Raw genomic sequence first — 17,561 nt, 5'->3', positions numbered from 1 at the left:
GAAGGACACCCCATGTCTCACTCCACTCCCGACCGCGATTCGGGGCCGCAGATCATCAGCGAAGATCTGATCTCCCTGGATTCCGACCTCGGAGCATCCAAGGAGGACGTGATAGCCGCGCTCTCCACCCGGTTGGCCGACGCCGGCCGGGCCACCGATTCGGACGCTCTTCGCGACGCCGCGCTGGCACGCGAATCACAATCCGCGACAGGCCTTCCCGGTGGAATCGCCATTCCCCACTGCCGAGCGGAGGCCGTGTCGGCTGCCTCCCTCGGCTTCGCCCGGCTCACACCCAAGGTCGACTTCGGCGCCCCCGACGGCCCCGCCGACCTGGTGTTCCTCATCGCCGCCCCGGAGGGCGCCGGCGCCGAGCACATGAAGTTGCTGTCCTCACTCGCCCGGGCGCTGGTGCGTCCCGACTTCGTCGGTGCACTGCGCGAGGCGTCCACCCCGGCCGACGTGGTCACCCTCGTCCAGGACGTGCTGTCCCCGGCGCCGGCCACTGCCGCGGCCTCGACACCCGCGCCGACACCGACCGCGGCGTCGACGCCCGCTGCCGCCACACCCGAACGGGCCGCCGCCACACCCGAACCCGCCGCCACACCTGAACCGGCCGCCGAGGAGGCGTCCCGCCACATCGTCGCGGTCACTGCGTGCCCCACCGGAATCGCGCATACCTACATGGCCGCCGACTCCCTCGTCGCCGCCGGTGAGCGTGCGGGCGTGAAGGTGCACGTGGAAACCCAGGGTTCGAGTGGCAGCACTCCACTAGCCCCCGGACTGATCGCAGGCGCCGCCGCTGTCATTTTCGCCACGGATGTCGGCGTGAAAGGCAAGGAGCGGTTCGCGGGCAAGCCCGTGGTCGCCTCCGGCGTCAAGCGCGCAATCAACGAGCCCGATGTCATGATCACCGAGGCTCTGCGCGCAGGGATGAACCCGTCGGCCGCGACGGTGGGGGGCAGCGCATCCGCCGAGCCCGCGGAACCCGCCGGCTCGATCGGCTGGGGCACCCATCTACGTCAGGTCCTGCTGACCGGTGTCAGCTACATGATCCCCTTCGTCGCCGCGGGCGGCCTGCTGATCGCCCTCGGTTTCCTGCTCGGCGGGTACGAAATCTCCGGACCCGCCGAGGACATCGTCCTGAACAACTCCCTCGGCAGCCTGCCCGAGGGCGGTCTCACCACCTATCTGGGTGCAGTGCTGTTCCAGCTCGGTTCGCTGGCTTTCAGCTTCCTCGTTCCGGCCTTGGCCGGTTACATCGCCTTCGCGATAGCCGACCGACCCGGCATCGCACCCGGTTTCACCGCCGGCGCGGTAGCAGTATTCGTCGGAGCCGGCTTCATCGGTGGCCTGGTCGGTGGGCTCATCGCGGGTGTCGTCGCCCTGTGGATCAGCCGGATCGCCGTTCCTCAGTGGTTACGCGGCCTCATGCCGGTGGTCATCATTCCGCTCTTCGCGACCCTCATCGTGGGTGCGCTGATGTTCCTGGTGCTCGGCCGTCCCCTCGCCGCCATCACGTCCGGCCTGACCAATTGGCTCAACGGGCTGTCCGGTAGTTCGGTCATCTTCCTCGGCATCATCCTCGGACTGATGATGTGCTTCGACCTCGGTGGTCCGGTGAACAAGGCCGCCTATGCCTTCGCGGTGGCAGGACTCAACGTCAACGATCCCGCCTCACTCCGCATCATGGCGGCCGTCATGGCGGCCGGAATGGTTCCGCCGCTGGCCATGGCACTCGCCTCCACCGTTCTGCGGCCGAGCTTGTTCAGTGAGGCGGAACGGGAGAACGGTAAGGCCGCCTGGCTCCTGGGTTCGGCGTTCATCTCCGAGGGCGCCATCCCGTTCGCCGCCGCCGATCCCCTGCGCGTGATCCCGTCGATGATGGCCGGGGGCGCTGTCACGGGCGGCCTGATCATGGCGTTCGACGTGACCCTGAGCGCACCCCACGGCGGCATCTTCGTGTTCTTCGCCATCGGCAACCTGCTGTGGTTCCTGGTCGCCCTGGCCGCCGGCGTGGTCGTCGCCGCTCTCTGTGTCGTCGGAGCCAAAGAATTCATCAAACCCGGCGCGTCCGACGCCGAACTCGACCCCGACGTTGCGACAGTCGCAGCATAGGAAACATCACCGCGAGACAACCCCAACAGACCAAGGAGAGATCCATGCCCAGCACCACAGTCGCCGTTGGTTCGTCCATCGGACTGCACGCCCGCCCCGCCGCCGTCATCGCCGAAGCGGTGGCCGCTGCCGGAGTCCCCGTCACCCTCTCGGTCGCGGACGGCGAACCGGTCGATGCCGGCTCCGCACTCCTCATCATGACGCTCGGCGCCACCAAGGGCACCGATGTGACAGTGACCAGCGACGATGCGGATGCCGTCGAGAAAGTGGCTCAACTGGTGGCGGCAGATCTCGACGCATAGGACACACGAGGCCGCCTCGTTCCGCGTCCGGAGCCCTGCACGCGCCGCCCACCCGGCCGGGCAGGGCCCCGTTCGCGTTGCTACCCCGCGCCGCCGGCTTCGACAGCGGTCAGTCTCCGCTGCAGATGCAGGCGTTCGGGTTCCGTGCCGACGAGGGCGAGCGCCTCCCGGTACGCCGCCGCGGCCTCGGAAAACCGACCGAGGCGGCGCAGCAGCTCACCCCGGGTGGCCGGGTAGGGGTAATAGCCGCGCAGCCGAGGCTCGTGGTCCAACTCCTCCACCAACGCCAATCCTGCTTCGGCTCCGTCGCGCATCGCCACCGCGGCCGCCCGGTTGAGGGCCACCACCGGCGACCGTGCGATCGCGAACAGGACGTCGTACAGCGCCACGACCTGCGGCCAATCGGTGGTCGCCACGTCCGCCGCCTCGTCGTGGAGTGCAGCGATCGCCGCCTGCACTCCGTAAGGCCCGGGCGGGCCACCGGTCAGCGCGGTCAGCACCAGCGCGCTGCCCTCCTCGATCGACGCGCGATCCCAGCGTCCGCGGTCCTGGTCCTCGAGCAGCACAATTTCTCCATTCGGGCCAGTTCGGGCCGCGCGCCGAGCATGAATCAACAGCATCAGTCCGAGGAGCCCGGCGACCTCTCGTTCGGCGGGTAACAACCTACGAAGGATCCGCCCCAGCCGGATCGCTTCCTCGGCGAGATCGAGCCGTTGCAGGTCCGGGCCCGAACTCGCTGCGTAACCCTCGGTGAAGATCGAATAGATGACCTGAAGCACTCCCGGGAGGCGTTCCTGGAGCTCGTCGGCGCCGGGAACACGGAACGGAATCCGAGCGTCACGAATCTTCTTCTTCGCCCGCACGATCCGCTGGGCCATCGTCGCAGTCGGAACGAGGTATGCCCGCGCAACCTCCGGCGTCGTCAGGCCAGCGAGGCAACGCAGCGTCAGGGCACCCCGATCTTCGGCGGGAAGGGCCGGATGGGCACAGGTGAAGAAGAGCTGCAGCCGCTCGTCCGGCAGGTCGCTGCCGACCTCCACGGGTGCGACGGGATCGGCCCGATCAGCCTCGACTTGGAGGACTGCGAGCCGGGCGGCATAGGACTTGTCGCGCCGCAACCGGTCGACCGCCCGTCGCCGCGCCGTGGTCAGAAGCCACGCCCCCGGCTTGGCAGGCACACCTTGCACCGGCCAATGAACGAGCGCGGCCTCGATCGCTTCGGAAGACACCTCTTCGGCCAGGTCGAGATCGCCGAAGCGACGGACGAGCGACGCCAGCAACCGACCGCGTTCCTCGCGGAACACAGACTCGACTGTCCGTTCGATCCCAGGCGTCCCCTCGTCCCTCACGGTCAGGCCCCGAAGTCCGCGATCGGCCGCACCACTACGGAACCGCCCCCGCGTGCGCCGGGACAGCGGGCCGCCCAATCGAGTGCGACGTCGAGGTCCGGCACGTCGATGACATAGAAGCCGCCCAGCACCTCGCGGGTCTCGGCGAAGGGCCCGTCCGTGGTGATCGACCGGTCGCCGTCGGGCCCGACGCGCACCGTCGTAGCGGTGGTCAGGTCGGCCAGCGACTCGCTCGCGACCACGATGCCTGCCTCGGTGACCTGCTTGTCGTAGACCATCCAGTCTTCGACGGTGCACTGGGAGGTCGCATCCGCCGAAGCGGCGTTGATCAGCATCATGTATTTCATGTTCGACTCCTCTTGTCGTTCCGGCACGGTTGCCGTACACCATGACGACGAACAGGACGCAGCAGAATCGACACTCCCTTCAGAACATTGTTGCGATCGGGGCTATTTTGGGCGACCGGCCCTCACGCCGCACCTATTCAGCGGGTGCGCCGAAGACACGCGTAGGCCACGACCGCGATGAGCCCGCACAACGCGACTGCCCCCACTCCGATCGACAGCCCGGCGGAGGAACTCTTCTCCTCATCGGACACCGCTTCGGAAGAGGCGTGACCCTGCGCCATCGCCACCGCCCCGCGGAGCACCTGAACCGGGGGTGTGGGACCGTCCCGCGCCTCGGAGGCAATGAGAAGATCCCCGTCCTCGGTAAACGCCACCGCCTCACCTTGCGGCTGCGCAGGCAGGTGCACCCGGACGGTGGGACCCGCGGCCAAAGCCGCCGCGACATCACCATCCGGGGCGGCGAACAGGAACACGTCGGAGTAACTGCGCACCGCCGCAACGGTTCCGTCCGCGGATACCGCACCTCCGGTGAGCATGGTGGAATACACCGCCGGGGCCGTGGTGCCTGCGCCCGTGGTCGCATTGCCGGCCCCGTTCGGTTCCGCGACGTCGAGTGACCCCACCCTCTCGAGCGGGGTCGGCCCGGGACTGGCCAAGGCGTCGACAGAAAGTCCTCCCGCAGGCCGGTACACGATGCCCGGCCCGAAGACCTCCTTCGTCACGATCAGCGGTGTGCCGTCACGCTGGACCAGCACCGTCTCAGCGTCGTGGGGGCCATCCGGATACGTGAGCCGGTGCAATTTCCCCGCCCCGGTCGCGCGGTCCATTCCGATCAGCGCGACCGTCTCCCGCTTGCGACCGTTGTCGCCGATGTCGGCCAGCCACAGACGCCCGTCCGGGCCGGTTGCCAGATCCTCGACGTCGTAGGGATCGACGGGCACCGACAGCCAGCCGGTGACGCCGCAGGAGCCGTCCAGGTCCGCGACAGCACGATCGGAGCCGCTGTCACCGACCGCGTAGGACCGGCCCCCCACCGACACCAGCCCGGACAACTCGTCGAGCGACGCTTCGTCGGGGATCGATCCCGGATCGACTGTGTGCGGGGTGCAGAACGGTTCGAAGTCGGACGCTTCCACGGTGATCTGATCACCCAGGATCGGCTGCGCCGAACCCGACCCGGTAGTCACCAGGGGTGCACAGAGGGCCACGACTGCGACCGCTCCCGCAGTCAACCACCGGGACCGCTCAGGCACTGCCGGCGTACTGCAGCAGCGCCGACGCCAGGGCCTGCGGCACACGCGCGTGGATCAACGTGCCGTCCTCCTCGTGCGAGGATTCGAGGATCTGTCCGTCGGAGTGGATCCGGGCCATGAGATCGCCCCGCGAATACGGGAGACGCACGTTGACCTCGATCTCGGGTCTGAGCAGCACCTCGTCGAGCTGTGTCCGCAGTTCGGCGATTCCCTCACCCGTGCGGGCGGAGACGAACGCCGCACCGGGCAACAGTCCGCGGAGCTGGGTCAACGTGACCGGATCGGCTGCGTCGATCTTGTTCACCACGATGAGTTCGGGCGGCGCCGGCGCGTCGTTCTCCCGGATCACCTCGGTGATCACGGCATGGACTGCGCGGATCTGATCGAGCGGCAACGGGTCGGCCCCGTCCACCACGTGCAGCAGAAGATCCGCATCCGTCACCTCCTCGAGTGTGGACCGGAAGGCCTCGATCAACTGCGTGGGCAGGTGCCGCACGAAACCGACGGTGTCGGTGAGGATGTACTCGCGGCCGTCGTCGAGCGCAGCCCGACGGGTGGTCGGGTCGAGGGTGGCGAACAGGGCGTTCTGCACGAGCACCCCGGAGCCGGTGAGCGCGTTGAGCAAACTCGACTTTCCGGCGTTGGTGTAACCGACGATGGCGATCGACGGCACCTCACTGCGCAGGCGCCGGGTGCGCTTGGTGTCGCGGGCGGCCTTCATACCCTTGATCTCGCGCCGCAGCTTCGCCATCCGCTCACGGATGCGACGCCGGTCGGTCTCGATCTTGGTCTCACCCGGTCCGCGCAGACCCACACCACCGTTGCTGCCGGCGCGACCACCGGCCTGCCGGGACATGGACTCACCCCAGCCGCGCAGACGCGGCAACATGTATTCCATCTGGGCCAGCGCCACCTGGGCCTTGCCCTCTCGGGAGGTGGCGTGCTGGGCGAAGATGTCGAGGATCAGGGCCGTCCTGTCGATGACCTTGACCTTGACGACCTTCTCCAGTGCGGTGAGCTGCGCAGGAGTGAGTTCACCGTCGCAGATGACGGTGTCCGCCCCGGTGGACAAGACGACCTCGCGCAGCTCCTGCGCTTTACCCGAGCCGATGTAGGTGGCGGCATCAGGCTTGTCCCGCCGCTGCACGAGGCCTTCGAGGACCTCGGATCCCGCGGTCTCGGCGAGAGCGGCCAGTTCGGCCATGCTCGACTCGGCCTGCGCTGCGGTGCCCTGAGTCCAGACACCTACCAGGACCACGCGTTCGAGTCGGAGTTGTCGGTACTCGACCTCGGTGACGTCGGTGAGTTCGGTGGACAGGCCGGCAACTCGGCGCAGCGCGCTGCGATCCTCGAGTTGCATCTCGCCGACCGAGGGCCGCCCATCGTCGTGGGCGAACTCACCGGAGTCCGAGATCGGCGATTCTTCTGTGCGATGTGATTTCGTCATACACCCTCATGATCCCACGGAATGTCGAGGGTGCGCACGTCCATTTCGCGCAGGGCGATCAGGTGAGCGCGTTCCACCACGAATCGTCGACAGTGCCCGACGCCACCAGGACGGACGGCCCGCGTAGGGTCGCCCGTCCGTGGGACAGCGAAACAGTGACCTGACCACCGGGAATGCGGACGATGACTTCCCCCGAGTCGGCGCCCTCGTGACGCAAAGCAGCTGTTGCCGCGGCGACCGTTCCGGTCCCGCAGGAGCGTGTCTCCCCGACCCCACGCTCGTGGACCCGCATGTCGACTGCACCCGAATCGATGCGGGTGAGGATCTCGACGTTGACGCCGTGCGGGAAGAAGCCGGGGTCGAAGCCGGGCGCGGCGGTCAGGTCGAGCGCGGAGAGTGATGCGGCGGTGAGGTGGGGGTCGACGCACGCCAGATGCGGATTTCCGACGTCGATGCCGATTCCGTTGAACACTTTGCCGTCGAGGGTGGCAGCGCTCGATCCGAGGTCGCGAACCTTTCCCATGTCGACGGTCACCTCACCGAGCGGACCCGCGGCCGAGTGGACGACGACAGGCTTACCCCCGGCACGGCTCCCGACCACGAACTCGTCGCGTGTCTCGAGTCCGGTGGACAGAAGGTAGTGGGCGAAAACCCGGACGCCGTTGCCACACATCTCGGCGAGAGAACCGTCCGCGTTGCGGTAGTCCATGAACCAGTCGTCGGCGGACGTTCCGTCGGGCAGGTCGGCGAGGACACCGGCCTCGGCGAGCGCGCCCGCCTTGGCGACCCGCAGGACGCCGTCGGCGCCGAGTCCGCGCCGGCGATCGCACAGCGCCTTCACCCGCGGCACCGTCAGGTCGAGGCGCACGTCGAGATCGGGAAGGACGACGAAGTCGTTCTCGGTTCCGTGCCCCTTGCTGAAGTCCATGGGTCCCACCTTATCCAACCGGGGTGCGCGCCCACCCGGACCGCGCTTGTCCGCGGCCGCTCATCGTCGCTGCCGGGCGATTTCATAGAGAGCCACGGCACCGGCCGACGGTGCACCGAGCGAACTGGCGGCGCCGCCGATGGGAATGTTGACCACGGTGTCGCAGGCCGCTCGCCACGCGGCGCTCATGCCGCGAGTCTCGTTGCCGATCACCAGAAGTGTGCCTCCGGTGAAGTCGTGGGCGTCGATCGTGACGGAACCTGTCTCATCCGTTCCCACGATGTGCAGATCGGTGCCGGCCGCTCGACGTGCGTCCCGGAAGGCGAGGATGTCGTCGACCGAGGACACGGTGACGACCGGCATCGCGAAGAGCGAACCGGTGGAGGCGCGCACGCTCTGCGGGTCGAACGGGTCGGCGCCGTGGCCCACCACGACGACCGCGTCGGCACCGAATGCGTTGGCGGAGCGGACAAGGGTGCCGAGGTTGCCCGGCGAGCTCGGCCGGTCGAAGACCACGATCAGCGGACTCGCCTGCAGCTGCAGATCTTTCAGTCGCGGTGCGCGGATCTTCGCCACGGCGATCAGTTCCGGGGCGGTGTCGGCCTTCTCGCCCAACTCCCCCATCAGTTCGGCACTGACACCGATCTGTTCGATCGACCGGACGCCGCGTACGTCGCGGGCCCACTCCGACAGGGGTGGGCCGTCGACGCGGTACAGCAGCGATTCGATCGGCCACTCGTAGTCGAGCGCCAGCGTGAGGGGGCGCACACCCTGAATCAAGAAGCGCCCCGCTTTCGAGCGTTTGCTGCGGTTGGTGAGGTAGGACTGCCACTGCTGGAATCGGGCATTGCGAGCGGTGACCAGGAGATTCGAGGTCGGGCGGTTCCGTCCGGACGGCGTGCGGCTCATCGTTCTCCCGGTGTCGGCGGTTGTTGCAGCATTCGGACGGTCGTGTCGGCGAGGTGTGGATCGCTGCCGTCGACCCAGCGGATACGCGTGTCCCGGCGGAACCACGACCGCTGACGGCGCACATAGCGACGAGTCCCGATGAACGTGCGCTCCCGGGCCTCGTCCAAGTCGTATTCCCCGTCGATCCACGCGAGTACCTGCGCGTAGCCGATGGCGCGCGGTGCGGTCACCCCTTCCCGCAGGCCCACGTCGATCAGACCGCGCACCTCCTCCACGAGACCGCGATCGAACATCAGCTCGGTCCGGAGTCCGATGCGTTTATCGAGCTCCGCGGTCTCCCTGTCGACACCGACAATGCGTGTGCCCCAGCGTGGTTCACCGATGCGGGGCGCAGACGCCGCGAACGGCCGACCGGTGATCTCCACGACCTCGAGGGCCCGCACCAGACGTCTGCCGTCGGTCGGAAGGATGGATGCGGCGGCATCAGGATCCACCCGGCTCAGCTCCGCATGTACTGCGGCGACACCGTGCTCGGCGAGGACGGCTTCCCACCGGGCGCGCACCGAAGGATCGGTGGCCGGGAAGCTCCACTCGTCGAGCAGGGACTGCACATACATCATCGATCCGCCGACGATGATGGGGACGACGCCGCGCGCCGCGATCGCCTCCACGTCACGGACCGCAGCCCGTTGGTAGTTCGCCACCGTGGCGGTCTCGGTCACGTCGAGCACGTCGAGTTGGTGGTGCACGATGCCGCGTCGCTCGTCGGGTGCCAGTTTCGCGGTCCCGATGTCCATGCCGCGATAGAGCTGCATCGCGTCGATGTTGACGATCTCCCCGCCCCACCGTTCGGCAAGGTCGAGGGCAAGCTCCGATTTCCCGGTGGCCGTGGGCCCGACGACCGCCACTGGAACCGGCGACGTCATGGACGCCACTCCCCCACGTGGTACGCCACTCCGTACGGCGCCGCGCTGTAGAGCGTCCGGCAGGAGGAAGGGGGCGCGTCGAACACGCCGGCGAGCACCTGCCACGGAACCCGTCCACCGAGCCCCAGTTGGTTGCACAGCCCCGGTTCGAGGGCGAGAAGAGCATCGCGGTCGCCTGATTCCAGCGCCGCATCGACTCGGGCCTGTACTCCCTCCGCTCGCGGGTCGAACGCACCCGGCGCCTTCGCGGTCAGGGTGTTGGCCCCGTCCGCGACAATCACGAGGCCGCGGGGCTCGTCATCTCGGTCGAGGAAGTCCCGCAGTGCCGCGCCGTACTCGGCGCACCGCTCGACCGGCAGGTCGGCGGCTAATATGCGGGCGTCGACCACCGCGTCCGGCGCCCAGGTTCCGCGTATCCATCCGGCTGTCAGTGCCGCGAGCGGTAGCTCCGGGTCCGGATTCTCGGCGTGTCCGGGCCGCAGCGTGATCCGAATGTCGACCCCGTAGCCCAGGTACGTGCCCTGCGCCTCGGAAGGCACATCGACGGTGGTGGCGCCCGCACCTACCGCAACCCACTCGGAGGAGAGCGCCGACAACGCCTTGGCGGCCACCGCCACCGCGTCCCTCAATGATGCCGTCTCTGCTGCCGCTGCGCCCGCCAGTTCAGGGACCAGAAGCGGCGGTGAGGGCACGAGAATTGCGGCGGTGAACACACGCGTCACGCTAGTCGACCGCCCGAACGGACCCGACATCCGATTCGGCGCCTGCACTCGTTCGGTACCAACGGTGCCAGTCTGACCTGATTCAATAGTCCCCAGAGCCCGTACCGGGTTCAATGGAACCAGCCCTGCCGGGTCGGTATGGAGCCGGTAATGCGTTCAGGCAGCCGTGACGCGCGGCAGAGATGAGGAAGCGATGACCGACAGTAGCGACGCACAGCCCGCCGTGGAGCCTGCCGCCGAGCAGCACGACACGCCGAAGCCGAGTGTCCCTAAACCGGGCGGCGCCGCGAAACCGGGTGCACCCAAACCGGGCCCCACGCCGAAGCATGCACTCTCCGCCCCCGCCGTCGCAGCCCCGCCCGGGAGCGACCCCAGCAAGTTCGGCCGGGTGGACGACGACGGCACCGCGTGGGTCAAGACCGCCGACGGTGAACGGCAGATCGGTTCGTGGCAGGCCGGTGACGCTGCCGAGGGGCTGGCACATTTCGGTCGGCGATTCGACGACCTCGCCACCGAGGTGGCCCTCCTCGAGGCCCGGCTCAACTCCGGAGCCGGAGACGCGAAGAAGACCAAGGCCGCGGCGATCGCCCTCGCCGAATCGTTGCCGACGGCAGCGGTGATCGGTGACATCGAATCGCTCGCTGCCCGACTCGATGCCGTCATCGCCGGCTCGGACGAAGCCGCCGCGCACGCGAAACACGAGAAGGAAAAGTCGCGGCAGGCACATACCGAACGCAAGGAGGAGCTGGCCGCCGAGGCCGAGCGGATCGGCGCGGAATCCACACAGTGGAAGGCCGCGGGTGATCGCCTCCGCGAAATCCTGGAAGAGTGGAAAACCATTCGCGGAATCGACCGGAAGGTCGACGATGCGCTGTGGAAGCGTTACTCCAAGGCGCGCGAGGCATTCAACCGACGCCGCGGCGCGCACTTCGCCGAGCTCGATCGCGAACGTGCGGCGGCAAAGACGAAGAAGGAAGAGCTCGTCGCCCGCGCCGAGGCCCTTGCCGACTCCACCGAGTGGGGACCTACCGCCGGGGCGTTCCGTGATCTTCTCGCCGAATGGAAGGCCGCCGGCCGCGCGCCTCGCGAAGCCGATGACGCACTGTGGAAGCGGTTCAAGGGCGCTCAGGACATGTTCTTCGCCGCGCGCAACGCCGCCTCCTCCGAACGCGACGCCGAGTTCGAGGAGAATGCGGTCGCGAAGGAGGAGCTGCTGAAGTCCGCCGGACACATCGATCCCACCAAGGACATCGACGCTGCCCGAGCCGCGCTACGCGACTTGCAAGAGAAGTGGGATGCCATCGGCAAGGTGCCCCGCGAGCGGATGCACGACCTCGAGGGCAAGTTACGGGCCATCGAGAAGCGCGTGCGCGACGCCGCCGACGAACAGTGGCGCCGCACCGATCCCGAGGCTCTCGCCCGGGCAGCGCAGTTCCGCGAACGCGTCAGCCAGTTCGAGGAACAGGCCGCCAAGGCGACCGCGGCGGGCAAGACCAAGGACGCCGAAAGTGCGCTCGCTCAGGCGCAGCAGTGGCGTGAATGGGCCGAGGCCGCGGAAGGCGCCGTCAGCGGACAGTAAGTCGCGAGAACGGCGTCTTCAGACGTTCCAGTCGCCGCGTCGCTCCGCTTCGGCGGCAGCGGCGCGGCGTTCCTCTTCTGCGGCCAGCTGCAACGCCGTCCTGCTCCACACGACTTTCAGCCAGTGGAAGGTCAGTACGATCACGGTCAGCCAGCCGATGATCAGGCCGATACCCGGACCCGCCGCCTCGACACCCGGCGCCGGAGTCTGTCGGGTCCAGATGGCGAGCATCCCGAAGACGATCGACACGGCCGTTCCCGCGAGCGCAACCCAGGCCAGTGCCCAACGGCGCGTGATCAGCGCCAGCATCGACGCGACGACGCCGAACACCACTTCGAACCAGACGAACAGCCGCGACGGCAAAGTGATGACTTCTGCGCGGGCATCGTCCCCGTAGACCAACACCTCCCAGCCGTTCGCGACACCGGAATGCGGCAAGGTCAGGGACCCCAGCAGAATCACGACAGCGATCGCGACGACCAGCGCCCGCACTCCCGGGTCGATCTCACCGGCGACCTTCTTCTCGGCTTCGTCGAAATCCTTCAGATAGCTCTCGATCGGATCGCTCTCGCCGCTCGGACCGTTGTCCCCGCTGGTGCGATCGTCGTCGTGCGAGGAGGTCATGCGCTGCATCCCATCTGAGCGGGTAGTGGTGCCGGTGCACCGATCTGCGGGAGTCCGAGCCCGACACCGATAGGCGGAGTCTTGGGGGTGACGCCCTTCTCGAAGGAGTCACCGGCGCGGGTGCGACGGTGGGTGAGGACCGGGGTGTCGGCGACCAGGTGGTGCGGGGCCGCCGCGCTCACCACCAGGGTGACGACATCGCCGGGCCGGATGTTGCCGTCGATGTTGCCCTCGGGACGGAAATGGACGAGCCTGCCGTCGCGGGCGCGTCCGCTCATCCGCAACGTTTCCGCGTTCTTGCGACCCTCACCGGCAGCGACGAGGAGTTCCACCTCGGCACCGACCAGCTTCCGATTCTCCTCGAGCGTGATCTCCTCCTGAAGTGCAATGAGACGCTCGTACCGTTCTTGAACGACGGCTTTGGGGAGCTGACCCTCCATGTCGGCGGCGGGCGTGCCCGGACGCTTGGAGTACTGGAAGGTGAAGGCACTGGTGAACCGGGCCTGCCGGACGACGTCGAGTGTGCCCTGGAAGTCTTCCTCGGTCTCACCGGGGAAACCGACGATGATGTCGGTGGTGATCGCCGCGTGCGGCATCGCAGTGCGGACCTTCTCGATGATGCCCAGAAACCGCGTCGTCCGGTACGAACGCCGCATCGCCTTCAGCACGCGGTCGGAGCCGGACTGCAGCGGCATGTGCAGTTGCGGGCAGACCGCCGGAGTTTCCGCCATGGCCTCGATGACGTCGTCGGTGAACTCGGCCGGGTGCGGCGACGTGAACCGGATCCGCTCGAGTCCGTCGATCTCGCCGCATGCGCGGAGCAGTGAGGCGAACGCCCCCCGATCGCGCGGCTGCTCCGGGTCGGCGAATGAGACGCCATAGGCGTTGACGTTCTGGCCGAGGAGGGTCACTTCGAGGACGCCCTCGTTCACGAGAGCCTGAACCTCGGCAAGAATGTCGCCGGGCCTGCGGTCGACTTCCTTGCCACGCAGGGCGGGAACGATGCAGAACGTGCAGGTGTTGTTGCAGCCCACCGAGATGGACACCCACCCGGCATACGCCGACTCTCGCTTCGCGGGCAGCGTGGACGGGAACGCCTCGAGGGCGTCGAGGATCTCGACCTCGGCTCGCTGGTTGTGACGCGCACGGTCCAGCAGCGCAGGCAGCGACCCGATGTTGTGGGTTCCGAACACGACGTCCACCCACGGCGCCTTCTTCACGACGACATCGCGGTCCTTCTGGGCCAGGCAACCACCGACCGCGATCTGCATGTCGGGGTTCTTCTCTTTCGCAGGCGCGAGATGACTCAGATTGCCGTACAGCTTGTTGTCGGCGTTCTCGCGCACCGCGCACGTGTTGAACACCACGAGGTCGGGCGTCTGCCCGGTCACCGCCTTGGTGTACCCGGCGTCCTCGAGCAGACCCGACAGGCGCTCGGAGTCGTGCACGTTCATCTGGCAGCCGTAGGTGCGCACCTCGTAGCTGCGCTGAGAGTTCTGGTCGATCGTGTCCACGTTCCCAGGGTACGGGCCTCGACAAATCGCCTCGTCGGGGCCGCTGTGCACCACGACACACCGTCGGCACCCGGCAGTAAAGTTTCCGTGACATCCCGAGGATTCTCGGAGTAAATGTCGAGACTGCCGCTTCCACCACATAGGGTCTTCGACTATGACGCAAGCCGACGATGCGACGCCGACACCCCCTACGGGTACGGCCACGTCCATGATCTCGATGCAATCGGTGAACAAGCACTTCGGCGCCCTCCATGTTCTTCAGGACATCGACCTCGAAGTTCCGCGCGGGCAGGTCGTGATCGTCCTCGGGCCCTCAGGTTCCGGAAAGTCGACGCTCTGCCGCACCATCAACCGCCTCGAGCCGATCGACTCCGGGGTCATCGCAGTGGACGGCAAGGTCCTGCCCGCCGAGGGCAAGGCTCTGGCAGCGCTCCGCGCGGACGTGGGCATGGTGTTCCAATCCTTCAATCTGTTCGCCCACAAGACAATTCTCGAGAACGTGATGCTCGCTCCGATGAAGGTCCGGAAGAAGAGCACCGCGGATGCGAAGGCCACCGCTCGCCAACTGCTCGAACGGGTCGGTATTGCGAATCAGGCGGACAAGTACCCCGCTCAGCTGTCGGGTGGACAGCAGCAGCGCGTAGCGATAGCGCGTGCCCTCGCCATGAATCCGAAGGTGATGCTGTTCGACGAGCCGACCTCCGCACTCGACCCGGAAATGGTCAACGAGGTCCTCGACGTCATGACCTCGCTCGCCAAGGAAGGCATGACGATGCTCGTGGTCACCCACGAGATGGGGTTCGCCCGCAAGGCCGGTGATCGCGTCCTGTTCATGGCCGACGGCCAGATCGTCGAAGACTCCGATCCCAGCACCTTCTTCACCGCTCCGGAATCGGAGCGCGCGAAGGACTTTCTCGGCAAGATTCTCAGCCACTGATCCAGTCGAAGGCCGCGGGCGGTCATCCGCTCGCGGGCTTCGGTGGACTGCCCTGTCTCAACCCGTTATTTCTATGGAGAGGAACTCGATGAGGATCAATCGCGCGATTCGTTGGGGAATCGGCGTCATGGCAGTCGCCGTCGTCGCGTCCGGCTGCGGCGGAGGTGAGGAGAAGAGCGCTTCTCAGAGTGCATCCGAGGGCAAGTTGACCGTGGGCATCAAGTTCGACCAGCCCGGTCTCGGCCTGCGTAACCCCGACGGAAGCTTCAGCGGCTTCGACGTCGAGGTGGCCGAATATGTGGCCGGCAAGCTGGGCGTCGCACCCGAGAACATCGAGTTCAAGGAGTCGCCGTCCGCGCAGCGCGAGACCCTGATCCAGAACGGTGAGGTCGACTACATCGTCGCCACCTACTCGATCACGGACGCCCGCAAGGAAAAGGTCGACTTCGCGGGACCGTATTTCGTTGCGGGACAATCACTTCTGGTGAAGTCGGAGAACACCGACATCACGGGCCCCGATTCGCTGCGCGGTGGAAAGAAGCTGTGCTCGGTCACGGGTTCCACTCCCGCGCAGAAGGTCAAGGACCAGTACGCCCAGGATGTGCAGCTGCAGGAGTTCGACACCTACTCCGCCTGTGTCGAGGCCCTGCGTAACGGCGCGGTCGACGCCGTGACCACCGACGACATCATCCTGGCCGGTTACGCCGCCCAGTACCCGGGTGAGCTGAAGGTGGTCGGTGAACCCTTCACCGAGGAGCGGTACGGAATCGGCCTCGCCAAGGGCGACGACGAGACCCGCGGCAAGATCAACGACGCCATCGACGCGATGATCGCGGACGGTTCGTGGCAGACCGCGTTCAACGACACCGTCGGAGCTTCCGGCTACCCGCTGCCTGCACCGCCGACCGTCGATCGTTACTGAGTATTTTCTCTCCGTGTCGGACGGCCTCGCTTCGGCGGGCCGTCCGACACGGTTCGACTCCAACCACCGGGATCTCGGGAGACGGTAAGTGGACCTACTGAGCAAGTACAGCGATCAGCTGATCGACGCCTTCTGGACGACGGTGCAACTCACCGCCTTCTCGGCCATCGGCGCGCTGATACTCGGCACCATCCTCGCCGCGATGCGGGTGTCGCCGATTCCCGTCGCACGCGGCGTCGGCGCCGCGTACGTGACAATCTTCCGGAACACTCCCCTGACGCTCATCATCATCTTCTGTTCGTTCGGGCTCTTCCAGACGATGGGCGTCACTCTCGCCCCCGAACAGTCACCGACTTTCTTCACCGAGAACAACTTTCGTCTCGCCGTTCTGGGTTTGAGCATCTACACCGCAGCCTTCGTCTGCGAGTCGCTCCGGTCCGGTATCAACACCGTGCACGTCGGGCAGGCCGAGGCCGGACGGTCACTCGGCCTCACGTTCTCCCAGAATCTGCGCCTGATCGTGCTGCCCCAGGCTTTCCGAGCCGTGACCGCACCCCTGGGTAGCGTCCTCATCGCCTTGACCAAGAACACCACGATCGCCTCGGTGATCGGCGTCGCCGAGGCGTCACTTCTCATGAAGGAGATGATCGAGAACGAGGCCGCAATCTTCGTCGTCGGTGGCATCTTCGCCCTCGGATTCGTGGTTCTCACACTGCCGATGGGCCTTCTGTTCGGCTACCTGAGCAAGCGATTCGAGGTTGCACGATGAGCAATTCGGCCACTGTCCTCTACGACGCCCCCGGACCCCGCGCGCGGAACACCTACCGCTTGATCTCCGTGGCGGTGGCCGTCCTCCTCCTCGGCATCGGTTACCTCGTCTTCGTAGCGCTCGACGACAAGGGACAGCTGACGTCCGCGAAGTGGAATCCCTTCGTCGAGTCGACATCGTGGACCACGTATCTGATTCCCGGCATCCGCGGAACGCTCGTGGCTGCAGCCGTGTCGATCGTGTTGGCGTTGATTCTCGGCGCGATTCTCGGTATCGGCCGACTGTCGGATCATCGACCGATTCGGTGGATTGCCGGCGGGATCGTGGAACTTTTCCGTTCCATCCCGGTGCTGATTCTGATGATCTTCTCGTACCAGCTCTTCGCCGAATACGAGGTCTTCAAGTCGAAGTATCTGGCCCTCGCCGCCGTCATCGTGGGTCTCACTCTCTACAACGGTTCGGTGATCGCCGAAATCGTGCGCGCAGGGATCAACTCACTCCCCAAGGGGCAAAGTGAGGCGGCGATGGCCCTGGGTATGCGCAAAGGCCAGATCATGCGGACGATCCTTCTTCCGCAGGCCGTCACCGCGATGCTGCCGGCCATCATCTCGCAGATGGTGGTGGCTTTGAAGGACTCCGCTCTCGGTTACCTCATCGGTTATGTGGAGGTGGTGCGCTCGGGGCAGCAACTCGGCGCCTTCTACGGCAACTACCTGCCCGCGTTGATCGTCGTGGCCATCATCATGATTGCGCTCAACTCGACACTGACCGTGGTGGCGACCCGAGTGGAGAAGCGACTGCGTTCCGGCCGCAAGGGTGGAGCGATCCCCCCTGCGGACATCGGGGTCGTCCCTGCGGTCTCGGTTCCGGGACTGGACATCACCGACAAGAGACTGTGATGTGGAGCGGCAGGGCGGA

17 protein-coding genes are annotated in these 17,561 nt (G+C 66.8%); 7 read left to right on the top strand and 10 right to left on the bottom strand.

Annotated elements, in window-relative coordinates:
- The first annotated feature begins 12 nt into the window (after positions 1-12).
- Positions 13-2,115, top strand: a complete 2,103-nt coding sequence (locus GFS60_RS28385; RefSeq protein ID WP_159926332.1) for a PTS fructose transporter subunit IIABC — start codon at positions 13-15, stop codon at positions 2,113-2,115.
- A gap of 44 nt (positions 2,116-2,159) precedes the next feature.
- On the top strand, positions 2,160-2,417 hold the full coding sequence (locus GFS60_RS28380) for an HPr family phosphocarrier protein (RefSeq protein WP_109330731.1): 258 nt from the start codon (positions 2,160-2,162) through the stop codon (positions 2,415-2,417).
- A gap of 80 nt (positions 2,418-2,497) precedes the next feature.
- Here the strand turns inward: GFS60_RS28380 and GFS60_RS28375 are convergent, their stop codons facing one another.
- From GFS60_RS28375 to GFS60_RS28340, 8 genes are all read right to left on the bottom strand, one after another.
- Complete coding sequence (locus GFS60_RS28375) at positions 2,498-3,772, bottom strand: RNA polymerase sigma factor (protein ID WP_397517979.1); 1,275 nt, start codon at positions 3,770-3,772, stop codon at positions 2,498-2,500.
- Positions 3,769-4,113, bottom strand: coding sequence for a YciI family protein (locus GFS60_RS28370; RefSeq protein ID WP_159926331.1), 345 nt, complete (start codon positions 4,111-4,113; stop codon positions 3,769-3,771). The genes GFS60_RS28375 and GFS60_RS28370 overlap by 4 nt, the downstream gene beginning before the upstream one ends.
- Positions 4,114-4,250: 137 nt before the next feature.
- Complete coding sequence (locus tag GFS60_RS28365) at positions 4,251-5,366, bottom strand: hypothetical protein (RefSeq protein WP_159926330.1); 1,116 nt, start codon at positions 5,364-5,366, stop codon at positions 4,251-4,253.
- Positions 5,359-6,813 (bottom strand): GTPase HflX, encoded by a 1,455-nt coding sequence (hflX, locus tag GFS60_RS28360; RefSeq protein WP_159926329.1) that lies wholly within the window; start codon positions 6,811-6,813, stop codon positions 5,359-5,361. The genes GFS60_RS28365 and hflX overlap by 8 nt, the downstream gene beginning before the upstream one ends.
- Positions 6,814-6,871: 58 nt before the next feature.
- Positions 6,872-7,741 (bottom strand): diaminopimelate epimerase, encoded by an 870-nt coding sequence (gene dapF, locus GFS60_RS28355; RefSeq protein ID WP_159926328.1) that lies wholly within the window; start codon positions 7,739-7,741, stop codon positions 6,872-6,874.
- 60 nt (positions 7,742-7,801) lie between these two features.
- Positions 7,802-8,650 carry a TrmH family RNA methyltransferase gene (locus GFS60_RS28350; RefSeq protein WP_159926327.1) on the bottom strand — a complete coding sequence of 283 codons (849 nt, stop codon included), beginning with the start codon at positions 8,648-8,650 and terminating at the stop codon, positions 7,802-7,804.
- Entirely contained in the window at positions 8,647-9,576 is a 930-nt protein-coding gene (gene miaA / locus GFS60_RS28345) for a tRNA (adenosine(37)-N6)-dimethylallyltransferase MiaA (RefSeq protein ID WP_159926325.1), read from the bottom strand. Before miaA ends, GFS60_RS28350 begins: the two co-directional genes overlap by 4 nt.
- Positions 9,573-10,289 carry a class III extradiol dioxygenase subunit B-like domain-containing protein gene (locus GFS60_RS28340; protein ID WP_159926323.1) on the bottom strand — a complete coding sequence of 239 codons (717 nt, stop codon included), beginning with the start codon at positions 10,287-10,289 and terminating at the stop codon, positions 9,573-9,575. The genes miaA and GFS60_RS28340 overlap by 4 nt, the downstream gene beginning before the upstream one ends.
- Before the next feature lie 202 nt (positions 10,290-10,491).
- Between GFS60_RS28340 and GFS60_RS28335 the strand changes: the two genes are divergently transcribed.
- Positions 10,492-11,877: a DUF349 domain-containing protein gene (locus GFS60_RS28335; RefSeq protein ID WP_159926321.1), complete on the top strand. Its 1,386-nt coding sequence runs from the start codon at positions 10,492-10,494 to the stop codon at positions 11,875-11,877.
- 18 nt (positions 11,878-11,895) lie between these two features.
- On the opposite strand, the gene GFS60_RS28330 is transcribed toward GFS60_RS28335, so the two are convergent.
- Both GFS60_RS28330 and miaB read right to left on the bottom strand, forming a co-directional pair.
- Entirely contained in the window at positions 11,896-12,501 is a 606-nt protein-coding gene (locus GFS60_RS28330; protein WP_159926319.1) for an Rv2732c family membrane protein, read from the bottom strand.
- Entirely contained in the window at positions 12,498-14,015 is a 1,518-nt protein-coding gene (miaB, locus tag GFS60_RS28325; protein WP_159926317.1) for a tRNA (N6-isopentenyl adenosine(37)-C2)-methylthiotransferase MiaB, read from the bottom strand. Before miaB ends, GFS60_RS28330 begins: the two co-directional genes overlap by 4 nt.
- A 208-nt stretch (positions 14,016-14,223) precedes the next feature.
- On the opposite strand from miaB, the gene GFS60_RS28320 reads away from it, so the two are divergent.
- From GFS60_RS28320 to GFS60_RS28305, 4 genes are all read left to right on the top strand, one after another.
- Positions 14,224-14,952 carry an amino acid ABC transporter ATP-binding protein gene (locus GFS60_RS28320; protein WP_109335165.1) on the top strand — a complete coding sequence of 243 codons (729 nt, stop codon included), beginning with the start codon at positions 14,224-14,226 and terminating at the stop codon, positions 14,950-14,952.
- Between the two features lie 88 nt (positions 14,953-15,040).
- Positions 15,041-15,874, top strand: a complete 834-nt coding sequence (locus tag GFS60_RS28315; protein WP_159926315.1) for a glutamate ABC transporter substrate-binding protein — start codon at positions 15,041-15,043, stop codon at positions 15,872-15,874.
- An 88-nt stretch (positions 15,875-15,962) separates the two neighbouring features.
- Positions 15,963-16,643: an amino acid ABC transporter permease gene (locus tag GFS60_RS28310; RefSeq protein WP_109330755.1), complete on the top strand. Its 681-nt coding sequence runs from the start codon at positions 15,963-15,965 to the stop codon at positions 16,641-16,643.
- Positions 16,640-17,542: an amino acid ABC transporter permease gene (locus GFS60_RS28305; protein WP_159926313.1), complete on the top strand. Its 903-nt coding sequence runs from the start codon at positions 16,640-16,642 to the stop codon at positions 17,540-17,542. Before GFS60_RS28310 ends, GFS60_RS28305 begins: the two co-directional genes overlap by 4 nt.
- Positions 17,543-17,561: the final 19 nt, after the last annotated feature.

This window comes from Rhodococcus sp. WAY2, assembly GCF_009859915.1.
Taxonomy (GTDB): domain Bacteria; phylum Actinomycetota; class Actinomycetes; order Mycobacteriales; family Mycobacteriaceae; genus Rhodococcus_F; species Rhodococcus_F oxybenzonivorans.
The sequence above is the reverse complement of the archived record's forward strand: the minus strand, read 5'-3'. Positions and strand labels throughout refer to the sequence as shown.

What these genes read in the sequence shown, in the direction of transcription:
- GFS60_RS28330 (WP_159926319.1), bottom strand. Translation starts at nt 12,501, where the DNA reads ATGACCTCCTCGCACGACGACGATCGCACCAGCGGGGACAACGGTCCG.
- GFS60_RS28315 (WP_159926315.1), top strand. Translation starts at nt 15,041, where the DNA reads ATGAGGATCAATCGCGCGATTCGTTGGGGAATCGGCGTCATGGCAGTC.
- GFS60_RS28350 (WP_159926327.1), bottom strand. Translation starts at nt 8,650, where the DNA reads ATGAGCCGCACGCCGTCCGGACGGAACCGCCCGACCTCGAATCTCCTG.
- GFS60_RS28385 (WP_159926332.1), top strand. Translation starts at nt 13, where the DNA reads ATGTCTCACTCCACTCCCGACCGCGATTCGGGGCCGCAGATCATCAGC.
- GFS60_RS28320 (WP_109335165.1), top strand. Translation starts at nt 14,224, where the DNA reads ATGATCTCGATGCAATCGGTGAACAAGCACTTCGGCGCCCTCCATGTT.
- GFS60_RS28305 (WP_159926313.1), top strand. Translation starts at nt 16,640, where the DNA reads ATGAGCAATTCGGCCACTGTCCTCTACGACGCCCCCGGACCCCGCGCG.
- GFS60_RS28380 (WP_109330731.1), top strand. Translation starts at nt 2,160, where the DNA reads ATGCCCAGCACCACAGTCGCCGTTGGTTCGTCCATCGGACTGCACGCC.
- GFS60_RS28370 (WP_159926331.1), bottom strand. Translation starts at nt 4,113, where the DNA reads ATGAAATACATGATGCTGATCAACGCCGCTTCGGCGGATGCGACCTCC.
- dapF (WP_159926328.1), bottom strand. Translation starts at nt 7,741, where the DNA reads ATGGACTTCAGCAAGGGGCACGGAACCGAGAACGACTTCGTCGTCCTT.
- GFS60_RS28335 (WP_159926321.1), top strand. Translation starts at nt 10,492, where the DNA reads ATGACCGACAGTAGCGACGCACAGCCCGCCGTGGAGCCTGCCGCCGAG.
- miaA (WP_159926325.1), bottom strand. Translation starts at nt 9,576, where the DNA reads ATGACGTCGCCGGTTCCAGTGGCGGTCGTCGGGCCCACGGCCACCGGG.
- hflX (WP_159926329.1), bottom strand. Translation starts at nt 6,813, where the DNA reads ATGACGAAATCACATCGCACAGAAGAATCGCCGATCTCGGACTCCGGT.